Source organism: Ralstonia sp. NFACC01, from assembly GCF_900115545.1.
Lineage (GTDB): Bacteria > Pseudomonadota > Gammaproteobacteria > Burkholderiales > Burkholderiaceae > Ralstonia > Ralstonia mojiangensis.
On record NZ_FOWV01000017.1, the window covers coordinates 1 to 26,711 of the forward strand.

Annotated in this window: 19 protein-coding genes; 14 read left to right on the plus strand and 5 right to left on the minus strand. The window is 61.9% G+C overall.

The window, feature by feature from the left end:
- Nucleotides 1-836 (minus strand): cache domain-containing protein (locus tag BM136_RS24375; protein ID WP_175537214.1); only part of this gene is annotated, 836 nt, incomplete at its 3' end.
- A gap of 153 nt (nt 837-989) precedes the next feature.
- Complete coding sequence (locus BM136_RS24380) at nt 990-1,904, minus strand: amino acid ABC transporter substrate-binding protein (protein ID WP_092976893.1); 915 nt, start codon at nt 1,902-1,904, stop codon at nt 990-992.
- A gap of 434 nt (nt 1,905-2,338) precedes the next feature.
- Here BM136_RS24380 and BM136_RS24385 point away from each other — a divergent pair, with 434 nt between their 5' ends.
- From BM136_RS24385 to BM136_RS24405, 5 genes are all read left to right on the plus strand, one after another.
- Nucleotides 2,339-3,616: a dicarboxylate/amino acid:cation symporter gene (locus BM136_RS24385; protein WP_092976896.1), complete on the plus strand. Its 1,278-nt coding sequence runs from the start codon at nt 2,339-2,341 to the stop codon at nt 3,614-3,616.
- A 16-nt stretch (nt 3,617-3,632) separates the two neighbouring features.
- Nucleotides 3,633-5,123: a cysteate racemase gene (locus BM136_RS24390; RefSeq protein WP_092976899.1), complete on the plus strand. Its 1,491-nt coding sequence runs from the start codon at nt 3,633-3,635 to the stop codon at nt 5,121-5,123.
- Between the two features lie 48 nt (nt 5,124-5,171).
- Complete coding sequence (locus tag BM136_RS25785; RefSeq protein ID WP_175537215.1) at nt 5,172-5,438, plus strand: LysR family transcriptional regulator; 267 nt, start codon at nt 5,172-5,174, stop codon at nt 5,436-5,438.
- Between the two features lie 154 nt (nt 5,439-5,592).
- Complete coding sequence (locus BM136_RS24400; protein ID WP_175537216.1) at nt 5,593-6,366, plus strand: ankyrin repeat domain-containing protein; 774 nt, start codon at nt 5,593-5,595, stop codon at nt 6,364-6,366.
- 566 nt (nt 6,367-6,932) lie between these two features.
- Nucleotides 6,933-10,796 (plus strand): hypothetical protein, encoded by a 3,864-nt coding sequence (locus BM136_RS24405; protein WP_139219414.1) that lies wholly within the window; start codon nt 6,933-6,935, stop codon nt 10,794-10,796.
- Between the two features lie 150 nt (nt 10,797-10,946).
- On the opposite strand, the gene BM136_RS24410 is transcribed toward BM136_RS24405, so the two are convergent.
- Nucleotides 10,947-12,110 (minus strand): GlxA family transcriptional regulator, encoded by a 1,164-nt coding sequence (locus BM136_RS24410; RefSeq protein ID WP_092976911.1) that lies wholly within the window; start codon nt 12,108-12,110, stop codon nt 10,947-10,949.
- Nucleotides 12,111-12,405: 295 nt separating this feature from the next.
- Between BM136_RS24410 and BM136_RS24415 the strand changes: the two genes are divergently transcribed.
- The 7 genes from BM136_RS24415 to BM136_RS24445 all read left to right on the plus strand — a co-directional run bounded on the left by BM136_RS24415 (nt 12,406) and on the right by BM136_RS24445 (nt 20,866).
- Nucleotides 12,406-13,791, plus strand: coding sequence for an L-serine ammonia-lyase (locus BM136_RS24415; RefSeq protein WP_092976914.1), 1,386 nt, complete (start codon nt 12,406-12,408; stop codon nt 13,789-13,791).
- A gap of 18 nt (nt 13,792-13,809) precedes the next feature.
- A complete protein-coding gene (locus tag BM136_RS24420) occupies nt 13,810-15,054 on the plus strand; it encodes a sarcosine oxidase subunit beta family protein (protein ID WP_092976916.1) in 1,245 nt (414 codons plus the stop codon).
- A 24-nt stretch (nt 15,055-15,078) separates the two neighbouring features.
- Nucleotides 15,079-15,402 carry a sarcosine oxidase subunit delta gene (locus BM136_RS24425; RefSeq protein ID WP_092976919.1) on the plus strand — a complete coding sequence of 108 codons (324 nt, stop codon included), beginning with the start codon at nt 15,079-15,081 and terminating at the stop codon, nt 15,400-15,402.
- Complete coding sequence (locus BM136_RS24430; protein ID WP_092976921.1) at nt 15,399-18,485, plus strand: 2Fe-2S iron-sulfur cluster-binding protein; 3,087 nt, start codon at nt 15,399-15,401, stop codon at nt 18,483-18,485. Before BM136_RS24425 ends, BM136_RS24430 begins: the two co-directional genes overlap by 4 nt.
- Nucleotides 18,475-19,107, plus strand: a complete 633-nt coding sequence (locus BM136_RS24435) for a sarcosine oxidase subunit gamma (RefSeq protein ID WP_092976924.1) — start codon at nt 18,475-18,477, stop codon at nt 19,105-19,107. The genes BM136_RS24430 and BM136_RS24435 overlap by 11 nt, the downstream gene beginning before the upstream one ends.
- Nucleotides 19,104-19,550, plus strand: coding sequence for a dihydroneopterin aldolase (locus BM136_RS24440; protein ID WP_092976927.1), 447 nt, complete (start codon nt 19,104-19,106; stop codon nt 19,548-19,550). Before BM136_RS24435 ends, BM136_RS24440 begins: the two co-directional genes overlap by 4 nt.
- Nucleotides 19,551-19,705: 155 nt before the next feature.
- Entirely contained in the window at nt 19,706-20,866 is a 1,161-nt protein-coding gene (locus BM136_RS24445) for a porin (RefSeq protein ID WP_092976930.1), read from the plus strand.
- Nucleotides 20,867-20,924: 58 nt separating this feature from the next.
- Here BM136_RS24445 and BM136_RS24450 read toward each other — a convergent pair whose 3' ends face one another.
- On the minus strand, nt 20,925-22,355 hold the full coding sequence (locus BM136_RS24450; RefSeq protein ID WP_092976933.1) for an MFS transporter: 1,431 nt from the start codon (nt 22,353-22,355) through the stop codon (nt 20,925-20,927).
- 281 nt (nt 22,356-22,636) lie between these two features.
- On the opposite strand from BM136_RS24450, the gene fdhA reads away from it, so the two are divergent.
- Entirely contained in the window at nt 22,637-23,833 is a 1,197-nt protein-coding gene (gene fdhA, locus BM136_RS24455) for a formaldehyde dehydrogenase, glutathione-independent (protein WP_092976936.1), read from the plus strand.
- Nucleotides 23,834-23,933: 100 nt separating this feature from the next.
- Here fdhA and BM136_RS24460 read toward each other — a convergent pair whose 3' ends face one another.
- Nucleotides 23,934-24,965, minus strand: coding sequence for a GlxA family transcriptional regulator (locus BM136_RS24460; protein WP_092976939.1), 1,032 nt, complete (start codon nt 24,963-24,965; stop codon nt 23,934-23,936).
- 458 nt (nt 24,966-25,423) lie between these two features.
- Here BM136_RS24460 and BM136_RS24465 point away from each other — a divergent pair, with 458 nt between their 5' ends.
- Nucleotides 25,424-26,698 (plus strand): serine hydroxymethyltransferase, encoded by a 1,275-nt coding sequence (locus BM136_RS24465; protein WP_092976942.1) that lies wholly within the window; start codon nt 25,424-25,426, stop codon nt 26,696-26,698.
- Nucleotides 26,699-26,711 lie beyond the last annotated feature (13 nt).

Consider the following 26,711-nt stretch of genomic DNA (forward strand, 5'->3'; position numbering starts at 1 on the left):
AGCGCGCCAATCGACGTCATCACCAGCGAACGCATGCCGGCCGTGGCGTCGGACTTGTCCAGCGCCACCACCAGGCCCCAGTCGGTGCCCTTTACGCCTTGGCGGTAGAGCAGTTTGGATGCGCCATCCACCGACACTTCCACCGGCTTCTCCGCCTGCGCCAGCGATGCCAGCGTGGCTTCGTTCAGGCCTGCCGACAGATCGGTCGCCGGCTTGAGCGTGAGCTTGTCATTCGGGTGCGCGACGATCTTGCCAGCCGCGTTGACGAGGAAGCCGAAGCTGGCCGGTGTCGGATGAATGGCCTTCACGTTGGCGATCACGCTGTCCATCGCCACGTCGCCGCCGATCACGCCTTTGAGACTGCCGCCTTCCAGGATGGGCACGGCGAAGGTCACGACGAGCTGGCCGGTGCTCGCGCTCACGTACGGCGGCGTCACCACGGGCTTGCCGGCCTCCACGGCCTGCTTGTACCAGGGGCGTGCAGTCGGGTCATACGTCGGCGGAATGCCTTCGGGGTTCGAGAATTTGTACGACTTGTCGGGGTAGCCGACATACACCTTGATCAGTCCACCCGCCTTGGCTACGGTCTGGAACATGGGAACCGGATCGTCTGACAGCGCCGCATCCTGAAGCGCGACGATCAGTTGCAGTTTGCTGGCAATCCAGTCGTCGATACCCGTTGCGTGTCCGTTTGCGACAGATTGCAGATTCGATTGGATGGCCTGCTCATTGTGAGCCTGTGCGACCAGATAATTGAGACCGCCCGCCAGAACCAGCGCGCAGACCACGATGGTCACACACGCCAGTTGAATCTTCGTTCGAATGGAAGCAAACATGAACAGCCTCTTGAAGTATCGGTGAGGTGCCGCCGGCAGAGAGGCCCGGCTGGTTACACGCTAATCGATCCAAGGCCCCCCCGGCTTTAGCGCTATGCAAAGAATGCATCGGTGGCACCAAAGGGGGGCCATGGGAAATATTCGATTCAGTACTCAATCGGCGGTCTTGTCGCTCGGATACTTGAACGAGTCGCGCAATAGGAAGTTCATCGGGATGTCCAGCCTCACCCCGTTGGGCGGAATCGGTTGCAGGAACCACTTTCTGTAGAGCTTCTCGGCGTCGTAGTCGAGGATGATGTTGGTCATCGCGCGATCAACCAGGTGCTTGAACTCAGCGTCGTCTTTGCTGAGCATGATTGCGTAGGGCTCGACCGTCAGCATGTCTCCGACGACGGCGTAGTCGCCCGGGTTCCTGGCGTTGGCGCGAAACCCGTAAAGCAGTACGTCGTCCATTGCAAAAGCATCGGCCTTGCCGTTCTCAACCATGGCAAAGGCTTCGGCATGGTCTTTTGCTTCGAGAATCTTCATGCCCAGCACGCGTGCATCGTTCACCTTGCGCAGTTCGGTGATGTTAGTGGTGCCTTTGGTGGACACCGCAGTCTTGCCGCGCAGATCGTCCCACTTCAGGATGCCCGACGATGTTTTCACGATCATCCGGCTGCCCGCGATGTAATGCGGGATGGTGAATGCCACTTTCTCGCGTCGTTCACGCGTGTTGGTGGTCGAGCCGCATTCGAGGTCGGCCTTGCCCTCGGCAATGGTCGGGATGCGAGAGGAGGGCGTCACCATCACGTACTGCACCTTCAGGTCCGGCCGCTTGAGGTCGGTGCGCAGTTTGTCGACCACGCGCAGACAGAGGTCCATGGCATAGCCAACGGGCTTCTTGTCGGTGTCGTAGAACGAGAACGGCACGGAGCTCTCGCGGTATGCGAGGCGGATGGTGCCCGTATCGCGGATGCGGTCGAGGACCGGCGTGGAAGAGGCCAGAGCGAGGCCCGGCGCAAAGATAGACAGCAAGACGACAATTGGCGCTGCGATTGGTCGCGCCCGTGAGAACAACAGTGGCATAGCTAGTTTCCTCCCCCAAAAGAGTCGGTTGCCTTTGCCATGTCGCCAGCAAGACTCCGACGAATGCGACAGCGCAACTTCGGCATGGTGTGTTTTGAGTGCCGAAAGTTGTGCTCGGAGCGCCCTTAGACGGACGTCATCTGTTTTCTGTCCCGCTCCGGATTGCCTAGCTCAGCTACATTTTTCCGAGCCTTGCTCATTAGGGGCGTGGCCGGCCGAGTAACGATCCGATATCGCTTCCTGCATGCCCTAGATGATGGATCGCATCAGCGCGAAAAGTATTCCGAATGCGCATAGGCCCAGTCCACATCCTCATAACCAGTGGGGCCTGTTTGCCTAACATGGGCAGCATCGGGATGGCGACTTACGAGAAGAAAGCCACAGAGACAGCGCATTGAGCCGGAGCGGCCGGCCGTGCACAAAAAGGGGGAAACATGAACACCAAACGCTTGACCACCCATATCAGTCTCGGAATGCTGCTAGGCATTGCCGTCGGGTGGGGCTGCCACGAATACGCCAAGGACGCCGCGGCGGCCAAGGACATCGCTTCGTACTTCAGCATCATCACGGACATCTTCCTGCGCATGATCAAAATGATCATCGCGCCGCTGGTGTTCTCGACGCTGGTGACAGGCCTGGCAAGCATGAGCGGTGGCAGGTCGGTCGGCCGCGTGGGTCTGCGCGCAATGCTGTGGTTCGTGTGTGCGTCGGCCACGTCGTTGGCGCTGGGCATGCTGCTGGTCAACTTCTTCCAGCCGGGCGTGTACATGAACCTGCCGCTGCCGGAAGCTACCGCCACGGCAGCCTTGAAGACCGGCGACTTCACGCTCAAGGCCTTCATCACGCACGTGTTCCCGCGCAGCATCGTGGAGGCCATGGCCACCAACGAGATCCTGCAGATCCTGGTGTTCTCGCTGTTCTTCGGCGCCGCGCTGTCGACCATGAAGAACCCGATGGACAGCGTGATCGGCCGTGGCCTGGAGGAGCTGACCAAGCTGATGTTCCGCATTACCGACTATGTGATGCGCTTTGCGCCGCTGGGCGTATTTGCCGCCATGGCCGCCGCCATCACCGTGGAAGGCGTGGGCGTGCTGTGGACCTACGGCAAGCTGATCGGCGAGTTCTACCTGGGCCTGGCGCTGCTGTGGGCAATCCTGTTCTTTGTCGGCTACGTGCTGCTGGGTCGTTCGCTGGGCCGCTTGCTGGGGCTGATTCGCGAGCCGACGATGCTGGCGTTTGCTACGGCGAGCAGCGAATCCGCCTACCCGAAGACGATCGAGGCGCTGGACCGTTTTGGCGTGCCCAAGCGCATCTCCAGCTTCGTGCTGCCGCTGGGGTATTCGTTCAACCTGGATGGCTCGATGATGTACCAGGCGTTTGCGGTTTTGTTCATCGCGCAGGCCTACAATATTCAGATGAGTTTCACCCAGCAACTGACGCTGCTGTTGGTGCTGATGCTCACGAGCAAGGGCATGGCCGGCGTGGCGCGTGCCTCGTTGGTGGTGGTGGCGGCCACGCTGCCGATGTTCCACCTGCCGGAAGCGGGTCTGCTGCTGATTATCGGCATCGACCAGTTCTTCGACATGGGCCGCACGGCCACCAACGTGATCGGCAACAGCCTGGCCACCGCCGTGGTGGCGAAGTACGAACAGGCGGAGCAGCCGAGCGAGTTGGAGCCCAGCCACGCAACCTCGGCCACGCCTTCGGTGTGACGGTTGGGGGACAACCATGAAACGGCACACATTTGGCGTGATTGGTGGACTCGGGTCGCTGGCCGGAGCCGATCTGTTCTTCAAACTGGTACGTAGCGAGCCCGTGCTGGCGGAGCAGGATGCCTTCCACTTCCTATTCGAGCAGCATCCATTTCGGGATGTACGTGCACCGCTGAATGTGACGTGCAGCATGACGGCACGCAAGCTGTATGTGTTCCAGATGTGCCAGTCGCTTGCGCAGCGAGAAGTGAACTCCATCCTGCTGCCATGCTTCGCCAGCCACACCTTCCGCGAGGAACTGCAGAGCGAGCTGACTGTGCCCATTGTCGACATGATGGCGGCGTTGCGGCGGCACGTGGACCGCATCGCCACAAAAGGGGCCGTGCTGGGTGTGGTCGCGTCGGATTTTGTGCGGCGATCCGGCTTGTTCGAGCGGTACTTTGCAGATCGCTACGACATCGTCTATCCCGGCGGCCTCGACCAAGCCTTCGTCATGAACGCCATCTACGGCGAGGACGGTGTCAAGGCAGGCAAGCTGGAAGGTCACGCCGTCGAGCACCTGGCGCATGCGTGCGAAAGCCTGCAGCGGCAGGGCGTGGAGTGGATCCTTCCGGGGGTGACTGAGCTGTCGTTGGTTTGCCAGGTGCTGCAGCGCCGCGGCTACCCCGTGCTGGACGGCAACGCCATCTATGCCGAGCACGCTGTGTCATTCACTGCATCGGGGCCACGCCGTGTATTCAAGCTGGGTATCGTCGGCGGTGTCGGTCCGGCAGCCACGGTTGATTTCATGGACAAAGTTGTACGCAGCACGCCAGCGAGCCGAGACCAAGACCACATCAAGATGGTCGTGGAGCAGAACCCTCAGATTCCAGACCGCACCGCACACTTGCTGCATCAGGAGGCTGACCCGACAGTCAGTCTCTACGCGACGTGCAAGCGGCTCGAATCTGAGGGCGCGAGCGCAATTGCTATCCCATGCAATACGGCACACGCGTTCGTCCAGGACATTCAGCCTTACTTGGCGATCCCGATCGTGAACATGCTGACAGAAACGATCGCTTTTATCCGTTCGCAGTACGGCACCGTGCGGCCGGTGGGATTGCTGGCGACCTCCGGCACGATCGCAAGCGGCGTCTATCACGAGGCTGCCCAGGCAGCCGGTATCACGCTGATGGCGCCCTCAGAACCGTTCCAGGAACGCGTTATGTCTGCCATCTACGGTGAGCATGGTGTGAAGGCCGGCTATGTCGATGGCGCATGTCGCGAGTCATTGCGCGAGGCGATCGAGCACCTCGCACTGGCCGGCGCCAAGGTGATCATCCTGGGCTGCACCGAACTGCCGCTCATCTACGAAGAAACGACAGCGTTTGCACTGGCCAACGGCAAATCCGTCGTGCTGGTGGATCCCACCGCCGTGCTGGCGCGACATTGTGTGGGCCTGGCCCAGCCCGAGAAACTGGCTTTGGCCAGTGAGACGCCGTCGGAGTGCGTTTCCGTTTCTGCTTGAGATCTCATTCCCTGATCATCACTGGCGCAGTTTGTTTCGACGATGCAAATGAAATGGCTGGAGGCACTTATTGCACTTGAGGGAACACGAAGCTTTTCCCACGCCGCACGCAAGCGCTGTCTTTCACAACCGGCCTTGTCCAGGCAAATTCAGTCGTTGGAGAAGTGGGCGAGCGTTCCGTTGGTGAATCGTGACGTGCAGCCAATCCAGATGACAGCGGCTGGTCGCGAGCTGTGCATACATGCCCGATGCATCCTGACGATGCTGTCAGTGGTGCAGCGTGATTTCAGATCGAAGCATTCAAATGGAGACTAAATAAAAGCGATACATTAATGGTCGCCGCAGGAGCCAGACCACCCTGCAATAGGCGCGCTAGATCAACGACATCCGAATGCTTGAGCCCATGGGGTACATCCCGCCGGCCGAAACTGAGACGCACATTGTGGCCGGTGACTCTGGAGAGTCGTCCATGACGCATACGCTGCTGCTTCGCGCCATTGTTGCCGCAACGCTGGGTGGCGCAGCCTTCATCGCTTGTTTGGCCGCTTTCCCCAGCTACGCCGCCACGCCCTCTACACGCCCCGTATACTTCATTTCCAGTCCGGACGCTGCTCTTGAGGAAGCCATCCACGTGAACGACCCCTCGGCGATTGCGCGTGCCCTTGCCGATGGAGCGTCGATCAACGCCGTCAACAAACAGGGTGTCTCGCCATTGATGATTGCAGTCGATCGTCAAAAGATGGAATCAGTGCTGACACTGCTGCACGCTGGCGCTGATCCCAATGCAACCGCGAAAGACGGCGCGTCGCCAGTCGGCCTGGCCGTTGAAAACTTCCGCGCCAAGCCTCACGGGCGACAGATCATGATGGCCGTGTTTCAAGCTGGTGGTCGTCCCGACACCCGTCGCCCCAATGGGGACCCAGTGCTGATGCGGTTTGTAAACTCGCACGACATTGAGGGCCTGCAGGTGATGAAATCGTTTGGTGCAGATCTCGATGCGCGCGACCGCTCCAATGATCCCATCATTACGAAGGCTGCTCTGGGTATGGACTGGGATGTGGTCTGGTGCCTGATCGAGTTGGGTGCGCGCTTCGACTACGAAAACGGCGACGCACGCAACCCGCTGAGTCTCTCGCTCTCCAACAAGGCTCCGTCGCGCAGTTCACCGCTCTTTGTCTACAAAGAAAAGGTGTGGCAGCGCTTGCGCGATGCAGGCATCAATCTTCCACCGCTACGGAACTGAGTGAGTCGCAGGGCCACGTTGGCATAACCAAGCGCATCTCCCGCTTCGGCCTGCCGCCGGGTTGCTCGCTCAACCTTGGTGGCTCGACAAGCTTCGCTTTGGATGCCACGCATTCGGATGGTGCACGCCGGCCACATTGTGGGGCAAGCAGACTTGAACGCGTTCCAACCTGGTTCAATGCACTCTGCTGACCCATGCCACTCAAACTGCCCCGCATCTCGTCCGGTGCCTCTGTCTCTACACCTTCGTCGTCACAGGCGGTGGCCGGCGAGACGAATACGCCATCCACGCCTGACAGACAGGCGTCTCGCCAGCGTGGCGAACTTGCCGGCTTGAAGAAGGCACCCCCGGCGCCACCTGCACTGCCGGGCACACCGCAGACCAACGTCGGTGTAGTGAAGCGGGTGGGCAAGGCATTGCGTGCGCAAGTCAAAAGCACATTCAGCTGCGTAACAAAGGACGGCGCGAGTCGACTCGATTGGAACACGCCGTTTAGCGCGCACTCGCGGGCCGGCAGACCGACCACGTTGCGTGATTTCGCGCACGTCAAGCAATCTGCGGCGCGGATGGCCGCCGCGCGCGGTGACGCGCCGCAACCCGGTAGTCCTTCTGGCTCGGCACGCAGAACGGAGCAGGCGCTCAATCAGGCAATGACGGGGTTGCGCACCCAGATTTCTGCGATCACCAATGCCAGCGCCAGTCTCTACGGTGGTCAGCCGCAACCGGCGCAGGCGCTGCAGCACGTCGATGATGTCATCGCCTACTGGGAGTCGACGCAAGGGCAAGCGCTGGCTGCGAAAGTCAGCAGCGAACCTGAGGCATTCGTTGCGGGAGTCCGGGAGATGGCCACGGCACATTCGCCCGCCGTCGCCATGGCGGTATCGCTGGCGCTCGTGTCGGCCAAGGAGCGTCTCGATCCGGGCAACGCCACAACGCTCAACGGCGACGTCTTTTCTTATCTGAAGCATGCGGACCTGGGTGCCGAAATCGGTAACGCGAAAACGCATTCCGAGACATCGCGCGACTCTCATATCCTTGCCCTGCGGGGCGCGCTGGAGCAGACGCGCGAGGCCTTGATGGCAAACCGGTGCACCACGGGCGCGGGTTCGGGGGGTGAGTCGTCGTCGGCACCATCCCACGCAATCGATGTCAAGGCGCTGCAGGCCTTCATCCAGACGGTGCGAGATTTCCCCATCAGCATGCGGGGGGCGGCACGACATGCGCCGCAGGCCCTCGCCGATTGGCCGGGGGTGCGCGAGAGCCACGCGCAGTTCGATGCGCACAACGCCGAGGCGGCTGCCGCATGCCTGGCCACGCTCGAAGCGGTGGCCGATGAAATCGGCTCGCAACCGCCTGCGCACGGGCAAAAGGGTGCGGTTGAAGTCTCCGCCCACACCGTCGAGAAAATACGCGACGCGCAGGAGGCGATGATTGCGGCTGTCTCGACGCCGGCTCATCTGCACGCACACGACCAGCAGCTCAAGCATGCCGAATCGGGGCGGGCCGTTGCGTGGGGCGCTTTACAGCATGCCGCGACCACCGGCAATTTCGAGGCCATGCTCGCCGCCACGGGCAACCGCAATCTTGGCGCCACGGATCAAGGCAACCTGCGCGTCCATCTGCAAGCCGGCGCTGCGATTGCCACCGCGCTGAAGGCCAAGCCCACGCCGGAGGCGCTGATTGCAGCGCGGCTCGCTCCGCACGAGGCCGTGTCGAGCGCGACGAACTTCGCCCAGCGCGTGAGCGATGCAAGCGCAAAGCTCATCCACGGTGTCGGTCCGGCAACCTTGAGCGCCGCTGAAAAGAGTGATCTGGTCGCGTGGCGCAACGGCTTCACCGACGATGCACCGGGTTCCGAATTGAGCCAGTTCAAGGCTCGCTTGTTCAAGTCGCTTGCATGGGTCGACCGCATGGACAACGACCGGCGCGCGACATTGCCAAGCAACCACAAATCGCCGCTCTCCGCCGCGCGCAATGGCATGGCGCAGGGCGATCGCGCGGTCTTGGCGAACGAGCAGAAAGCGTTGTTGGCTGAGCTCGCGAAACCGGCGGTCGACGAGGTGGTGCAGGCCGTCGCTGTTGAAATGGAGCACCTTTGCGGTAGCACCCCGCCGGCAGAGACTGAAGCCGGGGAAGGGACTTCCCATCGCCCAAATGCGTTGAGCGACACCCATTGCCAGTGGATCGCCCTGCGCGTCGCGCTTGAAGACTGGTTGCCCGAGCACAAGGCCGGCCGCCAGGGGCATCAACTCGTGCTGGGCCGCGAACTCTCGCCCGCAGCATTGCCGGAAGATGTCGAGCAGCGTATTCGCAGGTTCACTGAAGACGCCGCACACAAGGTGACGTCGGGTTCGCCGGAGGCCCTGGAACAGGCGATTGCAAGCGTCAGGCAGCATCTTGGCAATGTCCGCCTTGGCTTTGAAGACCTGCATGCGCTTGCGAACTTCCTCAATGTCGAGCGGGCCGAACCGTTTCAGAAGGCAATGGAAGCCGCCCGGAAAATTGCCACGGCGCCGCCGCTGGCCCCGGCTGACCGATCGCAGCACAGCGTGCGCGCCATGCTGGTGGACTACCTGAAGACGATTCCCGGTGGCAACACGGTCCGGTTCAGTCGCGGCACCACCGGCGGCTTCAGTACCAAGGGCATTACCAAGGCGCTCGTCAAAGCGAAGAAGCGGCTGCTTGGCGTTCCGGTTGCCGGCAATGCCCGTGTCGATCTGCGCTATGAGAAGGGGCGTGAAGCGGCGGTCTCCATGTCGTACCCTGTGCACGCTGCCGAGCTGTTTATCGGCACGGAAAAGCGGCACCGTGGGCGCATCGGCGCGGGCTGTCTCTTTGGCGCCAAGCTGTTCAAATGCTGCCGCACTGGCGCCAACGTTGATGTGAATCCGTACGAGCACGAGCGCACGGACGCCACCGGTATCATGGTCCGCATCCCGCGCCGGACGGCGGCTAAAGATGCGGAAGTCCGCGCGCTGTTCTCGCGCGTCACCGACTTCATGTTCTCGGCCGCGGATGCCCGGCGCCGATCTCCCGAAGGCATGCCAGATGCCGATGCGCTTTTCCACGCCTTTGCCAGCGAGTTCTACGCCGAGCACGATCTTTCGATCAGCTGGATCAACCAGAAGACGCGCGCGCATCGCAGCGAGATGTCAGTGGGAATCGGCATATCCGTCAGCAAGCTGCTGAACCCCAGCCAACACCGCGCGAGCAGGCAGGAGACAGGTGCGCTCGGCTCCAGCCTCGGCTACTCGTTCGAGAAGCAATGGCTGTCGACATTCAAGCAGCTCGACGCCACCGGCACATACCGGATTGCTAACCTGCGCGAGCAAAAACTGAGCCGGCACAAGATCAATCTTGGGCTCACTACGTCAGCAGTGACGGGCACGATCGGCAACACCTCGGCCGACCTGTTCGGTGGCGGCGCGGTGGTCAAGGAGCGCGGCACGAACGTGAAGCTGCGCCTGGCGATCGATCGGGACAATGTGCTGCCGACAAAGTCTGTAGCCGATTTCGAATTCGACAGCTTCCACGACTACGCCCGTTATGTCGAAGCCACCAAGCAGGAGTGGGTCAAGTTCTTTGCCTATCCGCACCGGAACGATCCGGATGGCGGCCAAGCAAAGGGGCTCAAGGCCGTCAATGACAATCTCGATACCGCGCGTCTGCTGGACACCCCATACAACGCCTTCTTTGTGCGCCGGGCACTCACCGCGGACGCTGCGAAAACGCTCAACCATCTGCAGCAGCTTTCGCTGGTGACGCCGCAAAGCGAGACAAAGCTGCACGAGCAGCTCGCCGCGTCATACACCAAGACGATCAACGCCCCCAACTCCTGGATGCCGATTGGCTTGCGCGCTTATGAAAAATACAGTGAGGCTGACGGATTCAACGTCAACGCGGGGCTGCGCTTGACGCAGAACACCGGGCTCAAGGTCGAGCGGCAGATCGTGTTCGATACGATCGACGCCAAGCTGCTCAAGGAGTATGAAGCGCAGTTGAAGGAAGATCAGAGCACACCAGAGCCTCCGGCGGCGACTCATGTCCCAACCGGCGTGCCTCCATCGCCTCGCCCGATGCAGCGCCAGGGGTCATCGGGCACGCCGCCGTATCAGAGCGTGCAAGGTGCGCGATCCGAAATCGAGCCGGCGCACGAAGAGGCTGACCGCGAACCGCTTACCGTCCCGCCGCGCGAGCAGCGATCTCCGTCGCTTGCCGACATGCTGGCCATGTCACCGCCGCGTTCGCGACCCGACGACACCCGCGCGCATCTGGAGCGACTGAAACAGCAAATGGATGCGAAGGCGGGTATTGCTTCTGCTCCCAAAAAGTCCGGCACCCTGTCCAGCAAGCTGTTTGGGCAGCACAAGGCCCAGCCGAAGCCCGCCACACCTGCTCAGTCCAGCGATAAATCCAGCGGCAACAGGTAGCGTCCGAGGGCCCGTGCGTGACGGAGCAGCCAGTCACCCCGCGCTCTGGTTCGAGGCGTCCACGGGCCGTCGTGCCGCCAGGCGGCCGCGCTAACGGGCGTTCCTTGGTACAGAGTTTTTGTCTGGCCGCGGCGGAAATACGCCCAAGGGCTAGCGCATCTCCGGAACTCGATGGGTGGGGAGCAATAGCGCACTGACAGCGGGAGACGGGCCGGGCATGACATGTTGCGCCAGCGAGATCAAATCGCCCTCCGACTCCGGCGTTGTAGCGACGTCGCCATCATGGCGTGCGGGGTCGTCTGGATTTGTGCCCTTGTCTCGGTAGGCTGCCGGCGGCATACCGAACTGCTTACGGAACTCGCGGCCCAGATGCGAGGCGTCAGCGAAGCCGCAACTGAACGCGATGTCTGCAACCCCGCGGTCTGAACTTGTCAGTAGCCAGGCGGCTGTGCGTAGCCTGATCTGCTTCGCAAATGTCTGCGGGCTCTTGCCTGTTTCGGCTTTGAACAGTCGTTCAAGCTGCCTGGCTGACAGGTCAAGCTTGCGGGCGAGTTCCTCCAATGGCAATGCGCGGCCAATGTGCTGTTCCATCAGAAGGATGGCGCGCTTGACCTTTGGATGTGTTGCGGGTTCGAGACCTGTCGGTTGCGGCTGTGGCGCATTGCCCTTTTGCATTTCGCCCACAAGCAGTATCCGCAGGGCCTTTTGCACGGTCGCGTGATCGAAGTGGCGCAGCAGGATTGCCGCGGCGACGTCGATCGACGCCCGTCCACCGGAACACGTGATCCGCCGTCTGTCGATCACGAATAGCCGGTCCGCAATCAGAAGATTCGGGTCGGCCGATGGAAACCGGTCAATGAAATCCCAGTAATGGAACCAGCTTACGCACGTGCGATGTCCGTCGAGCACGCCCGCGCGCATCAGCGAAAACACGCCGGTGCAAATACCGACGAGTGTTGCACCGGAGCCGGCTGCATGCTGGATGAACTCCAGCGTTTTTTGACTGGCCTGCGGTCCTGAATGCAGCAGCCCTCCCACGACGACGATGTAGTCGAAAGGCTCGGCCTCGTCGAAGGTTTCCCACGGCGTGACCTGGATCCCGCAACTTGCGCGCACGGGGGAAAGCGTTTCCCCGATCACACTCCACGCGCAACGCACTGGTTTGCTGTAGTCGCCGTCATCTGCGGACAGGCGCAGCATGTCAACGAACCCCGAGAACGCGGTCAGCGTGAAGTTCGGCAGCAGCACGATGCCAAACCGGATGCGTTTGGGTGCCGGTTCGGAGAGGGGCGAAGCCTGCACGTCAGAGTTCATCACCGCAAGTCAAGTTGGCGACTCCCGGCACGGCGGTCGTTGGTGCAGCGCACACCACAACCGCAGGAGGAAGCAGCGTTGTGAAGCTTCAATGGGCTCAGCGTCGCTCATTTGCCGCACGCGGACTTGTCGATTTCCGCCACAAATCATCGTCAAAGCGCCCGCAGCCGACATGCCGGATGCAGTTGGCGGCAGCATCCCATGCCAATGCCGTTTTTGTTCTATCGATCCACTTCGACCTTTGCTGTACTGACGTCCAACGTCATTCAACGCGACTATCCGCAAAGGCGACCAGATGAACGTCAGCGTCTTCGATTTATTCAAGATCGGCATCGGGCCGTCCAGCTCGCATACGGTCGGGCCCATGATTGCCGCGTGCCGCTTCGCCTCGCATATTGAAGACACCAACCTGCTGGCGTTCGTCAAGCACGTGCGGGTGGAACTGTACGGGTCACTCGGCGCGACCGGCAAGGGTCACGGCACCGACAAGGCCGTGCTGCTGGGGTTGGAGGGGAACCTGCCGGATCTGATTGACCCTGACCTGATCGAGTCGCGCCTTGCCGCAATCCGGGCGGCCAAGTCGCTGTCGCTGCTTGGTAGGCATGCCATCCGTTTCGACGAGAAAGAGCACATCGGCTTCTATCGAAAGTTGATGAGCGGCACCAGCATCGTGCACCCGAACGGCATGCGCTTTCAGGCGTTCGACGACAACGGCCAGCTGCTGGTCGAGAAGGAGTATTACTCGGTCGGCGGCGGCTTTGTCGTGAACCGCGATGGCGATCGCCTGAACGGTGTGCGTGCGACGGCCGAGATGCCGTATCCATTCCGCACTGGCGACGACCTGATGCGGCAGTGCCGCCTGCACGGTCTGTCAATCGCTGAACTGATGTTCCGCAATGAATGCACGGTGCGCTCTCCTGACGAGATTCGTGCCGGCCTGCTGACCATCTGGCGAACGATGGCGGCGTGCGTGGAGCGCGGTTGTGGGGCCAAGGGAGAGCTTCCTGGCCCGATGCGCGTGAAGCGCCGTGCGGCTGAGCTGAATACACGTCTGCGCTCGCGATCGGAAGAGTCGCTGCGCGACCCGCTCTCGATGCTCGACTGGGTCAACCTGTACGCGATGGCCGTCAACGAGGAGAACGCAGCGGGCGGGCGTGTCGTCACCGCGCCGACCAATGGCGCCGCCGGCGTCATTCCCGCCGTCCTCCACTACTACGTGAAGTTCGTGCCGGGCTCGAACGACAACGGCATCGTCGAATTCCTGCTGACCGCTGCGGCGATCGGAATCATCTACAAAGAGACCGCGTCGATCTCCGGCGCAGAAGTCGGCTGCCAGGGCGAGGTGGGCGTGGCCTGCTCGATGGCGGCGGCCGCGCTTGCTGCGGTGATGGGCGGTACACCCGATCAGGTTGAGAACGCCGCTGAAATCGGCATGGAACACAACCTCGGTATGACCTGTGACCCGGTCGGAGGGCTGGTGCAGATTCCATGCATCGAGCGCAATGCGATGGGCGCGATCAAGGCCCTCAACGCCTCTCGCCTGGCGCTCAAGGGCGACGGCCAGCATTACGTGTCACTCGACTCCGTCATCAAGACGATGCGCGAGACCGGTGCCGATATGAAAACGAAATACAAAGAAACGTCGCGCGGCGGTTTGGCTGTGAACGTTATCGAATGCTAACGAAGAGGTCTATTCAAAATGAGCCGCTACTCGATATTCAGCCTGTTCCGAAATGGCCTCTCGTATCACGAGAACTGGGAGCGGCAGTGGAAGAGCCCGGAACCGAAGCGCGAGTACGACGTTGTGATCGTCGGCGGCGGCGGACATGGTCTTGCCACTGCCTACTACCTGGCCAAGGAGCACGGTATTACCAATGTCGCGGTGCTGGAAAAAGGCTGGATCGGTGGCGGCAACACAGCCCGCAACACGACCATCGTGCGCTCGAACTACCTGTGGGACGAATCGGCCGCGCTCTATGAAAAGGCGATGAAGCTGTGGGAAGGGCTGTCGCAAGACCTGAACTACAACGTGATGTTCAGCCAGCGAGGCGTGATGAACCTCGCCCACACGCTGCAGGACGTGCGTGATACCGAGCGTCGCGTCAATGCAAACCGGCTCAACGGCGTTGACGCTGAGTTTCTGACGCCCGCCCAGATCAAGGAAATCGAGCCGACGATCAATCTGAACGCGCGCTACCCGGTGCTGGGTGCCTCGTTCCAGCGCCGTGGCGGTGTCGCGCGGCATGACGCGGTAGCGTGGGGTTTTGCGCGTGGCGCAGATCGGGCCGGCATTGACATCATCCAGAACTGCCAGGTGACGGGCATTCGGCGTGAAGGCGGTGCGGTGGTTGGCGTGGAGACCGTAAAGGGCTTTATCAAGGCCAAAAAAGTGGCCGTGGTTGCTGCTGGCAACACGACCACGCTGGCCGACATGGCCGGCATCCGCCTGCCGCTGGAGAGCCATCCGCTGCAGGCGCTGGTGTCGGAGCCGATCAAGCCGGTGGTCAATACGGTCGTGATGTCGAATGCCGTGCATGCCTACATCAGCCAGTCCGACAAGGGCGATCTCGTGATCGGCGCCGGTATCGACCAATACACCGGCTTTGGGCAGCGTGGCAGCTTCCATGTCATCGAGAGTACGTTGCAGGCCATTGTCGAGATGTTCCCGGTGTTCTCGCGCGTGCGCATGAACCGCCAGTGGGGCGGCATTGTCGATGTGTCCCCTGACGCCTGCCCAATCATCGGCAAGACCGATGTGAAGGGCCTGTACTTCAACTGCGGGTGGGGCACGGGCGGCTTCAAGGCGACACCGGGTTCAGGCTGGGTATTCGCACACACCATCGCGCGCGATGAGCCGCACCCATTGAACGCTCCATTTGCGCTCGATCGCTTCTACACGGGCCACCTGATCGACGAGCACGGCGCCGCCGCCGTCGCCCATTGATTGCCATCACCACGAGGAAAAACCATGTTGCTGATCGAATGTCCGTGGTGCGGGCCGCGCGCCGAATCCGAGTTCTCGTGCGGGGGCGAGGCTGACATCGCACGTCCACTCGAACCCGAAAATTTGACCGATCGCGAATGGGGCGACTACCTGTTCATGCGTGAGAACCCGCGTGGCGTTGCGCGTGAACAATGGCTGCACACCCAGGGCTGCCGCCGCTGGTTCAAGGTCGCTCGCGATACCGTCTCATACGACATCAAGGGCTACGAAAAATTTGTTGGCGCCCAGCCTGGCCAGGCTGGCAGTCAACCCGATGTCAACGCAAAGCAAGAAGGGGCGAGCAAATGAGCCAGAAAGACCGTCTCGGTACGGGGGGCCGTATCAACCGTGCGATTCCGCTGACATTCACGTTCAACGGCCGTACCTATCAGGGGTTCCAGGGCGACACGCTCGCGTCGGCGCTGCTGGCGAATGGCGTGCATTTTGTGGCGCGCAGCTTCAAGTACCACCGCCCACGCGGGATCATGACCGCAGGCGTGGAAGAGCCGAACGCAGTGGTGCAGCTTGAGGCCGGCCCCTACAGCGTGCCGAACGCGCGTGCGACGGAGGTCGAGCTGTATCAGGGTCTCGTTGCCAGCAGCGTCAACGCGGAGCCCTCGCTGGAAAACGACCGCTATGCGATCAATCAGAAGTTCTCGCGCTTTCTGCCGGCCGGGTTCTACTACAAGACGTTCATGTGGCCGCGCAAAATGTGGCCGAAATACGAAGAGAAGATTCGCGGGGCGGCAGGTCTGGGTAAGGCGCCTGATATGCGCGATGCCGATCGCTATGACAAGTGCTATGCGCATTGCGATGTGCTGGTGGTGGGCGGTGGCCCAAGCGGTCTGGCTGCTGCATATGCAGCGGCCACGGCAGGCGCGCGTGTGATGCTCGTGGACGATCAGCGCGAGCTGGGCGGGAGCCTGCTCTCGTGTCGCGCAGAGATCGACGGCAAGCCCGCGCTGCAATGGGTGGAGAAGATCGAGGCCGAACTGCGCAAACTGCCCGATGTGACCATCCTGAAACGCAGCACGGCGTTCGGGTATCAGGATCACAACCTCCTGACGGTGACGCAGCGCCTCACCGACCACCTGCCGATTTCGATGCGCAAGGGCACGCGCGAGCTGCTGTGGAAGGTTCGCGCCAAGCGCGTCATCCTGGCGACCGGCGCGCACGAGCGCCCGCTCGTGTTCGGTAACAACGATCTTCCGGGCGTGATGATCGCCGGGGCTGTTTCCTCATACATCCATCGCTATGGTGTGTTGCCCGGTCGGGAAGCCGTTGTGTTCACAAACAACGATCGCGCATATCAAACCGCGCTGGATCTGAAGGCGTGCGGTGCGAAGGTCACGGTGGTGGATTCGCGAGCGTCTTCGGAGGGTGCACTGCCGGCCGCAGCGAAACGGCAAGGCGTGGTTGTGATGAACGGCGCTGTCGTCACCACGGCCTCCGGCAAGTGGCGCGTATCGTCGGTCGATGTTGTCTCGTACTCAAACACGAGCGGTGGCGTTGTCATGGCAGCCCCGGCGCAGATGCGCGTGTCGGCGGCCGACGTGGCGGCTTACAACGGCGGCAAAGTCGGCGAGAAGATCAAAACGCTGCCCTGCGATATTGTCGCGACGTCGGGTGGATTCAGTCCTGTATTGCATCTCTTCGCCCAATCGGGCGGAAAGGCGCAGTGGGACGATGGGAAGGCGTGTTTCGTACCCGGCAAGCCCATGCAAGCCGAAGTGAGCGTGGGCGCTGCGGCTGGAAAGTTCGCGCTTGCAGAGGCCCTGAAGCTTGCCGTGGACGCAGGCGCCGAGGCGGCAAAGATTGCCGGGTTCGCGGCTGCGCAGCGCCCTGTTGCACCCAAGGTGACCGACGTGAAGGAGACCCCGCTCCAACCACTGTGGCTCATCGGGGATACCAACTCTGCAACACGTGGGCCGAAGCAGTTCGTCGATTTCCAGAACGACGTTGCGGTGACCGACATCCTGCTTGCCGCGCGCGAGGGCTTCGAATCGGTCGAGCACGTCAAACGCTATACGGCCATGGGCTTCGGCACCGATCAGGGCAAGCTCGGCAATATCAACGGGATGGCCATTCTCGCGCAGGCGCTTGGTAAGACGATCCCGGAAACCGGCACGACCACGTTCCGGCCCAACTACACACCGGTGTCGTTCGGCACGTTCGCAGGGCGGGAATTGGGCAATTTTCTCGACCCCGTCCGCAAGACCTGCATTCACGAATGGCACGCCGAGCACGGTGCGCTGTTTGAAGATGTAGGCAACTGGAAGCGCCCCTGGTACTTCCCGAAGAAGGGCGAAGACCTGCACGCGGCTGTCAAGCGGGAATGCCTCGCGGTGCGCAACAGCGTTGGCATTCTGGATGCCTCCACCCTCGGGAAGATCGACATCCAGGGGCCGGATGCTGTGAAGCTTCTCAACTGGATGTACACCAACCCGTGGGGCAAGCTCGAAGTGGGGAAGTGCCGCTATGGGTTGATGCTCGACGAGAACGGCATGGTGTTCGACGACGGTGTGACCGTGCGCCTGGCCGATCAGCATTTCATGATGACCACCACCACCGGTGGCGCGGCTCGCGTACTGACCTGGCTTGAGCGCTGGCTCCAAACGGAATGGCCCGACATGAGGGTGCGGCTCGCGTCCGTCACCGATCACTGGGCGACGTTCGCGGTGGTTGGCCCGAACAGCCGCAAGGTGGTGCAAAAGGTCTGCCAGGACATCGACTTCGGCAACGAGGCATTCCCGTTCATGAGCTACCGGAACGGCACCGTGGCGGGCGCCCGGGCGCGCGTGATGCGGATCAGCTTCTCGGGCGAACTGGCCTACGAAGTGAATGTGCCGGCCAATGCAGGCCGCGCTGTGTGGGAAGCGCTGATGGCGGCGGGTGCCGAGTTCGACATCACGCCATACGGCACCGAAACCATGCACGTGCTGCGTGCCGAGAAGGGCTACATCATCGTCGGCCAGGACACGGATGGATCCATCACCCCTTACGACTTGGGCATGGGCGGTATGGTCGCCAAGACGAAGGACTGCCTCGGCAAGCGGTCGCTTGCGCGCGCCGATACCGCCAAGGAGGGTCGCAAGCAGTTTGTCGGCCTGCTGACCGACGACGCTCAGTTTGTGCTGCCCGAAGGGGCGCAGATTATCGCCAACGGCACGCAGGTGTCCGCGCTGGAACCGACACCGATGATCGGCCACGTGACTTCGAGCTACTACAGCCCGATCCTGAACCGTTCGATTGCGCTGGCAGTGGTCAAGGGTGGCCTGAACAAGATGGGCGAAAGCGTGGTGATTCCGCTGGCCAATGGCAAGCGCGTCACCGCGAAGGTTTCCAGCCCGGTTTTCTACGATACGGAAGGGGTGCGCCAACATGTGGAATGAATCCAGAACTGAAGCGCAGATGAGCAACATTGCGAGCGCACGACTTGAATCGCCGTTTATTGGCGCGGTCGACCTGCTGAAGACCCGGCAGAACCGTGCACCCGAAAAGTTTGCGTTCCGCGAGCGGCCCTTTCTCGATCTGGTCAACGTGCGCGGCGACCTGAACGATCCGGCGTTCGTTGCCGCGTTCCAGGGGGTGGTGGGTTGCCGGCCCCCGGCCGATCCCAATACGGTGGCGCGCAGCACGGAGTACGACGTGCTATGGCTTGGCCCCGACGAATGGCTTGTGCGCTCGATCGGGCCGGTACAGGCGGGGGTGCTGGAGGCAAAGCTGGCCGAGGCCGTGCGGGGTTCGTACGCTGCGGCCGTGGATGTCGGCAGTGGCTACACCGTGGTCGAGATCAGCGGCCATTGCGTGCGGGATGTCCTGGCCCGCGGTTGCCCGCTCGACCTGCATCCGCGCGTATTCAAGCCCGGGCAGTGTGCGCAGTCGCATTACTTCAAGGCGTCGATCGTGCTGGTTCCGACCGGCAATGATGTGTATGAGATCGTCGTCCGGCGTAGTTTTGCCGACTACTTCGTGCGCATCATGCTCGACGCGGCCGCGCCATTGACGGCATGAAACCCATCGACACCGCCTTTAGCGAATCGCTTGCCGCGGTCGATGTACCGCTCCTGCCTGGCCGGGGTTGGAGCGTGTTCGTCGATGCATTGACCGTGCCTGTCCGGATCGGAATTCATCCACACGAACACGCGGCCCCGCAGCCTATCGTGATCGATGCGCGTCTTGGCTACGGTTGCGAGCCGAGCGAAGAGAGCGACTGGATCAACTACGAAAGCTACTGCGCACGCGTAACGGCGTACCTCTCGAGCAAGCCGCACACACGGCTTCTGGAGACGCTGGCGGCCGAGCTTGCCGACCTCTCATTCCGTGAGTGGCCGGCGCTCGGTACGCTGACCCTGGCAGTGCATAAGCCGAAGATCCGGCCGGGTACGCAACGCGTTGGCGTGGCGCTCGAATGGACACGTGCCGACTATCTGCGGCGCGGCGGACGGCCCGTCTGATCCCCGCCGTGGTGCAGATGGCGGCGGCGTTCAAGCCCATGTCGCGTTTAGCATCAAGCGTTCCAGCCCCGGAGACTACTCTCGTAAACAGCCGCTGCTGTCTTTGCTGATGGGCATGGCTGCGGCGCGATTCCACAATACGAGGAGGAAATCCAATGAAAAAAATCGCACTGGGCTCAGCGCTGGGTTCCGGTATTGCATTGATGTTTTCCGCGCCGGTCTTCGCACAAAGCAGCGTGACGCTCTACGGCGTGATCGATGAAGGCATCAACTACACCAACAATGTTGGTGGAAAGAGCCTGGTTGAAATGGCCAGCGGTTTTGCGCAAGGCAGCCGCTGGGGGCTGAAGGGTGCCGAAGACCTCGGTGGTGGCGCCAAGGCACTGTTCCAGCTTGAAGGCGGGTTCAACGTGGATACCGGCAGAGCCGGGCAAGGCGGATTGCTCTTCGGGCGCCAGGCATACGTTGGGCTCTCCGACAATCGGTTCGGCACCGTCACGCTTGGGCGGCAGTATGACTCGGTGATCGACTATCTGTCGCCCACCACGGCCGCCGGGAACTGGGGTGGCACCATGTTCGGCCACCCGTATGACAACGACAACTTCATCTATTCGTTCCGCGTCAACAACACCGTGAAATACACGAGCCCGGTCCTGTCCGGGTTCCAGTTTGGTGGCACCTACAGCTTTAGCGACGATACGAGCTTCGCGAAGAATCGCCAGTACAGCGCCGGGATGCAATATACAAACGGCGGGTTGCTGCTGGCGGCCGCGTACCTGCAGGCTGACAACCCGTCATCCACGGCAGGCGGTGCCATCAACAACGGCGGCGATCAGAACTTCCTCGCCAACCGTCTGCGCATCTTCGGTGCCGGTATCAACTACACGTTCGGCGCAGCGACGGCCGGCTTGGCCTATTCCAATTCGAATCTGAGCCAACCGCAATCGACCGAGTACATTTCCGGGTCGATCCTGCCGGCGAGCGGGACGTTGAGTTCGCTGCGCTTCCAGAACATCGAGGCGAACTTCAAGTACCAGTTCACGCCTGCGTTCTATGCCGGGGCGCTGTATACGCTCACCTTGGAGAATTTCCATGCCTCGTCCGGCGAAGCCAAGCCGAAGGTGCATGCCTTTGGGGTGATGGCGGACTACAACTTCTCCAAGCGCACGGACATCTACTTCCAGGGCGCCTATCTGCGTGTTTCCGGCGGCAAGACTGGGACGGCACTGGATCTGGCGGATCTGCCTGGAGCAGCAAACGCCTCGTCCACGGCAAGTCAATTCCAGGCTCGCATCGCGCTTCGCCACAAGTTCTGATACCGCGCCGCAGGCAAGTCGCCCGGCCCTTGCGTATGACGCAGGGCCGGGCTTTTACTTATGAGACGTTGTCTGCAGCGGTGGAGTACGTTGCAGTTTCAGCGGCGGCTTCTTCTGATGCCAAGGTTTCCAGCGCCACGCCACGGGTCTCGATACCGAGTGCCCACACCGCCAGCGCTGCAGCTGCAAATGACAGCGCGCCCAGCGTAAACACCCCGGCTTGGCCGAACACGGGCAGCACAACCCCGACCGCGTAAGGTCCGATCAAGGAGCCGATCCGGCCGATGGCCGACGCGAAGCCGGAGCCCGTTGCACGCGCGCCCGTTCCGTATTGTTCGGGCGTGTAGGTGTACAGCACTGCCCACATGCCGAACAGGAAGAACTGCATGGCCAAGCCAGTGCAGACGAGCAGCGTGACGCTGTTACCGTACAGCGCGCTTTGGCCGTACAGATAGGCCATGGCACCACCACCCAGCAGCGACGCGATGCAGGTCGGCTTGCGTCCCCAGCGTTCAACCAACCAGGCGGCACATAGGAATCCGGGCACACCGCCCAGGGAGATCAGCACCGTGTAGTACACCGATTGCGTGACCGCAAAACCCGCCTGCTGCAGCAACGCACCCAGCCACGACGTCAAACCGTAGAAGCCCAGGAGCGCGAAGAACCACAAGAGCCAGACCATTGTCGTGCGGCGGCGGTATGCGGCGCTCCAGATTTCTCGCAATGCGCTGTGCTGGCGCACCGGCTGAGCCGCGGGACGCTGAACGATCGGGGGCAGCGTGGTGATGTTCATCGAGCGCATCACCTTGGCTTCGATGCCACGCATGACTGTGTCGGCTTGCGCGTTGCGGCCCACGTGTTCCAGCCAGCGCGGCGACTCCGGCACCGCGCGGCGCACGATCAGCACGAAGAAGGCCGGAACCGCGAGCAGCGCAAACACGGCCCGCCAGCCGAACTGCGGCAGCACGAAGTACGACACGATGCCCGCGGTGATGAACCCCAGCGGCCAGAAGCCGTCCATCAGCGCGATCAGGCGCCCGCGGTTTGCTGCGGGCACGAACTCGGAGAGCAGCGTCTGCGCCACGGGAAACTCCATGCCCATGCCGATGCCCAGCAGCACGCGCCAGGCGATCAACGCCTCAACGCTCTGTGCGGTCGAGCACAGATATGACGCGACGCCCCACAACACCATGCTCCACTGGAACACGGGCCGGCGCCCGAATCGATCTGCTAGCAGCCCGGCAACCGCCGCGCCGATCACCATCCCAAAGAAGCTTGAGCTGGCGACCAGGCCCGCCGTGGCGGTGGACAGCCCGAACTCCTTTTTGATGGAGCCGAGCACGAAGGTCATCGTGGCCAGATCGACGGAATCAAAAAAGAATGCAATCGCGATGATGATGAAGATCCGCTTGTGATAGCCGGAGAACGGCAGGCGTTCGAGCCGCGCTGCGGCGTTCGCCTGTGGAAAGACGGGGAAAGTGGTTGGCATGGCGTCCTCATAAAGAACGAGCCCTGTTGGAGGTTGTTGGAGGGCCCGGATCTTCAGTAGACGCGGTTATCCATGACCGCTCTGGCAGGAAAACGTCGCCAGCCTGCGCAAATCCGCCATGGCAGCTGTGGCATTGCGTTGCGATGTCGGCGTGAGCCAAGCACGCGTCGTGTTTTGCACATCGATACCCGGGTCCGCGCCGCTACTCTCGAAGACGCTACCGCGCTGGTCGCGAGGGTCGGCGAGGCAGCCACGAATCAACAGGACATGGAGACAAGGCGATGAGCAACAACCGAGGTGTCGTATATCTTGGCCCGGGCAAGGTCGAGGTGCAGAACATCGACTATCCGAAGATGGTCGACCCGAGTGGTCGCGCGATTGGTCACGGGGTGATCCTCAAGGTCGTGAGCACGAATATCTGTGGATCGGATCAGCACATGGTACGTGGCCGCACAACGGCACCTGTGGGGCTCGTGCTCGGTCATGAGATCACCGGCGAGGTGGTCGAAATCGGCCGCGACGTCGAGACATTGCAGATTGGCGATCTCGTATCGGTACCGTTCAACGTGGCATGCGGGCGTTGCGCAATGTGCAAGGAGCAACACACCGGCGTCTGCCTGAGCGTCAATCCGGCACGTGCAGGTGGAGCGTACGGTTACGTCGACATGGGCGGATGGGTCGGCGGCCAAGCCGAGTACGTGCTCGTGCCATATGCGGATTTCAACCTGCTGAAGTTTCCTGATCGCGACCAGGCCATGGCGAAGATCCGCGATCTCACGTGCCTGTCGGACATCTTGCCGACTGGCTACCACGGTGCCGTCACGGCGGGGGTGAAGCCGGGCTCGACGGTCTATATCGCCGGTGCGGGCCCCGTCGGTATGGCTGCTGCCGCGTCGGCGCGTCTGCTTGGTGCGGCATGCACCATCGTCGGCGATATGAATCCGGCACGCCTTGCCCACGCGAAGGCAATGGGCTTTGAAGTGGTCGACCTGTCGAAGGACGCGACGCTTGGCGAGCAGATTGCAGAGATTCTCGGTACGCCCGAAGTTGACTGCGCAGTCGATTGCGTTGGCTTCGAAGCGCACGGTCACGGCTCCGGCCACACGGAGGAAGCGCCGGCAGCGGTGCTGAATTCATTGATGGAAATTACGCGGCCCGCCGGTGCGATCGGGATTCCAGGCCTGTACGTCACCGATGATCCGGGTGCGAAGGATGTGGCTGCCAAGCATGGGGGCCTGAGCATCCGCTTCGGTCTTGGGTGGGCGAAGTCGCACTCCTTCCATACCGGCCAGACGCCTGTGCTCAAGTACAACCGCAATCTGATGCAGGCGATTCTGCACAACCGTTTGCCGATCGCTGAGATCGTCAACGTGTCGGTTATCTCACTGGACCAGGCGCCCGACGGCTACAAGCAATTTGATGGCGGTGCGCCGCGCAAATTTGTCATTGACCCCCATGGGCTGCTTGCGGCTGCCTGATCGGTTCTGGGCAAAGAAAAAAGGCGGCCACTTGTGGGCCGCCTTTTTCTTTTCCTGGCGCGAGGGTGCTCTGGTCTTGGCCGCCCCCCCCCCCCCCGCCTTAAGCGGCGTACATCGGGGACGAGGAAAACGCAGACGCTCCAATGGGCGTGGTGGGTCGGGCCAGTGGAGCCGCCTGAGCCCTCCGCTCGCGCGTAGGTGCAACGCCAAACGCGTCGCGGTAGCTCTTGCTGAAATGGCAGGCCGACTGAAAGCCGCACGCCATCGTGATATGCATGATGGACATGTCCGTCTGCAGCAGCAGTTCACGCGCGCGGCGCAGACGCAGTGTGAGGTAGTAGTGCGTCGGGGTCATCCCAAGATGGTCGCGAAACAGCCGTTGCAGCTGGCGTTGCGACATGCTTGCCAGGCGCGCCAGCTCTTCGCGCGAGAGCGGCTCCTCGATGTTGTTCTCCATGAGCGAGATGACTTCGAACAGCGATTTATTGGCCGAGCCGAGCCGCGCCACGAGCGGCATTTTCTGCTGCGCGCCCGTATCCCGCACGTGCTCGACAATGAACTGCTCGGCAATCTGCGTGACACGCGCTGTACCCACGCGTTTGGCAATCAGGTTCAGCATCATGTCGAGCGGCGCCACGCCGCCGGTGCATGTGACGCGGTCCCGGTCGATCACAAAGAGTTCTTTGAGGAAGCGCGTCTCTGGAAACTCCTCTTTGAGCGCCGACATGTTCTCCCAATGGATCGCGCACGCATAGCCGGCAAGCAGCCCCGACCGTGCAAGCGCATACGTGCCGGTACACAGGCTTCCCAGGACGATGCCCTCACGTGCGGCGCGGCGCAGTGTGGAGAGGTGCTCAGTGGTCGTTGCGCGTTGAACATCGATACCGCCGCAGACGAAGACGATATCCGGCCGATCGATGGACGTCATGGGCTGGGTGTCGATCACCAATCCATTGCTGGCCATGACGGGGCCCCCCTCCGGACTGACAATGGACCAGTGGTACAGCTCTTGGCCACTGAGATAGTTCGCCATGCGCAGCACTTCGATGGCGTTTGTGAACGCGATCATCGTGAAGTTGGGCAGCGGCATGAACGCGAAATGCTGCAGTGACGCAGTTCGGTCGGACGACATGGGGGCGTTCCTTCATTTCCGTTGGCCGTTCGTGCCGGGTTATCCCGATCATCGATTCAGGCTCTATTCGCTATTGATAGTGGGAATGCAACAACCGGGCCATACGGCGAAACCCTACTCATCCGGAGTGGGGAGGCGGGTGACCACGGCACGCCGCTCCGAATGCGTGATCCGGCGCACTCGCATGACGCGGGCTGCACCGCTGCAGTGCGCACGCGTATTGCAAAGCAGCATGCGCAGGACCGAGGCGCCTCCGAGCAGCACCCCGTTTCCGGATTTGTGCAAAACGGACGCGAATGGCGGAAAAGGAAAAGAACGCGTCTGAATTCGCCAATCGACGACGAATCCGGGCGTCAAGAATAGAGCCGTCAGCAACGCAATGCCGATCAAGCGAAAGAGCGGGTATAGCGCGCTTCGCAAGCGATCAGGCAGCCTCCCACTCCATTCACGGACGCCCCATGTCGAACACGCAGTCATTCTTCTCGCAATCACTTGCCGAGCGCGACACGCCCATCCGCAGCTCGCTTCTGAAAGAACTTGAGCGCCAGCAATCGCAAGTGGAGTTGATTGCGTCGGAGAACATCGTGTCGCGCGCCGTGCTCGAGGCACAGGGCTCGGTGTTGACCAACAAATATGCGGAAGGCTATCCGGGCAAGCGCTATTACGGCGGCTGCGAATATGCAGACGAGGTGGAATCGCTCGCGATTGACCGTGTGAAGCAACTCTTCAACGCTGGCTTTGCCAATGTGCAGCCGCATTCGGGCGCCCAGGCAAACGGCTCCGTCATGCTTGCGCTCACCAAGCCGGGCGATACAGTGCTGGGCATGTCGCTTGATGCAGGCGGGCACCTGACGCACGGCGCCAAGCCTGCCTTGTCAGGCAAATGGTTCAACGCAGTGCAGTACGGCGTCAGTCGCGACACGATGCTGATCGACTACGAACAGGTCGAAAAGCTCGCGCACGAGCACAAGCCGAGCCTGATCATCGCTGGGTTTTCAGCGTATCCGCGCAAACTCGATTTCGCCCGGTTCCGCGCAATCGCCGACAGCGTTGGCGCAAAGCTGATGGTCGACATGGCGCACATTGCCGGCGTGATTGCGGCGGGCCGCCACGATAATCCAGTCGACCATGCTCACGTCGTCACGTCGACCACGCACAAGACACTGCGTGGGCCCCGCGGCGGCTTCGTGCTCACCAACGACGATGAGATCGCCAAGAAGATCAATTCCGCTGTATTCCCGGGGCTGCAAGGCGGCCCGTTGATGCACGTGATTGCCGGCAAGGCCGTTGCGTTTGGCGAGGCGCTCAAGCCCGAGTTCAAAACCTACATCGATAGCGTGCTGGCCAACGCCAAGGCGCTGGGTGAAGTGCTCAAGGCCGGCGGCGTTGACCTGGTCACCGGTGGCACCGATAACCATCTGCTGCTTGTTGACCTGCGGCCCAAGGGGCTCAAGGGTACGCAGGTGGAGCAGGCGCTCGAGCGCGCCGGTATCACCTGCAACAAGAACGGCATTCCCTTCGATACCGAGAAACCGACCATCACATCGGGCATCCGTCTCGGTACGCCCGCCGCCACCACGCGCGGTTTCGGGGTGACCGAGTTCGAGCAGATCGGCCGCTTGATCCTGGAGGTCTTCGATGCGCTGCGTGCCAATCCGGACGGCGATCAAGCCACCGAGCAGCGTGTGCGCCGCGAGATCTTCGCGCTGTGCGATCGCTTTCCGATCTACTGACCTGGCTGACTGA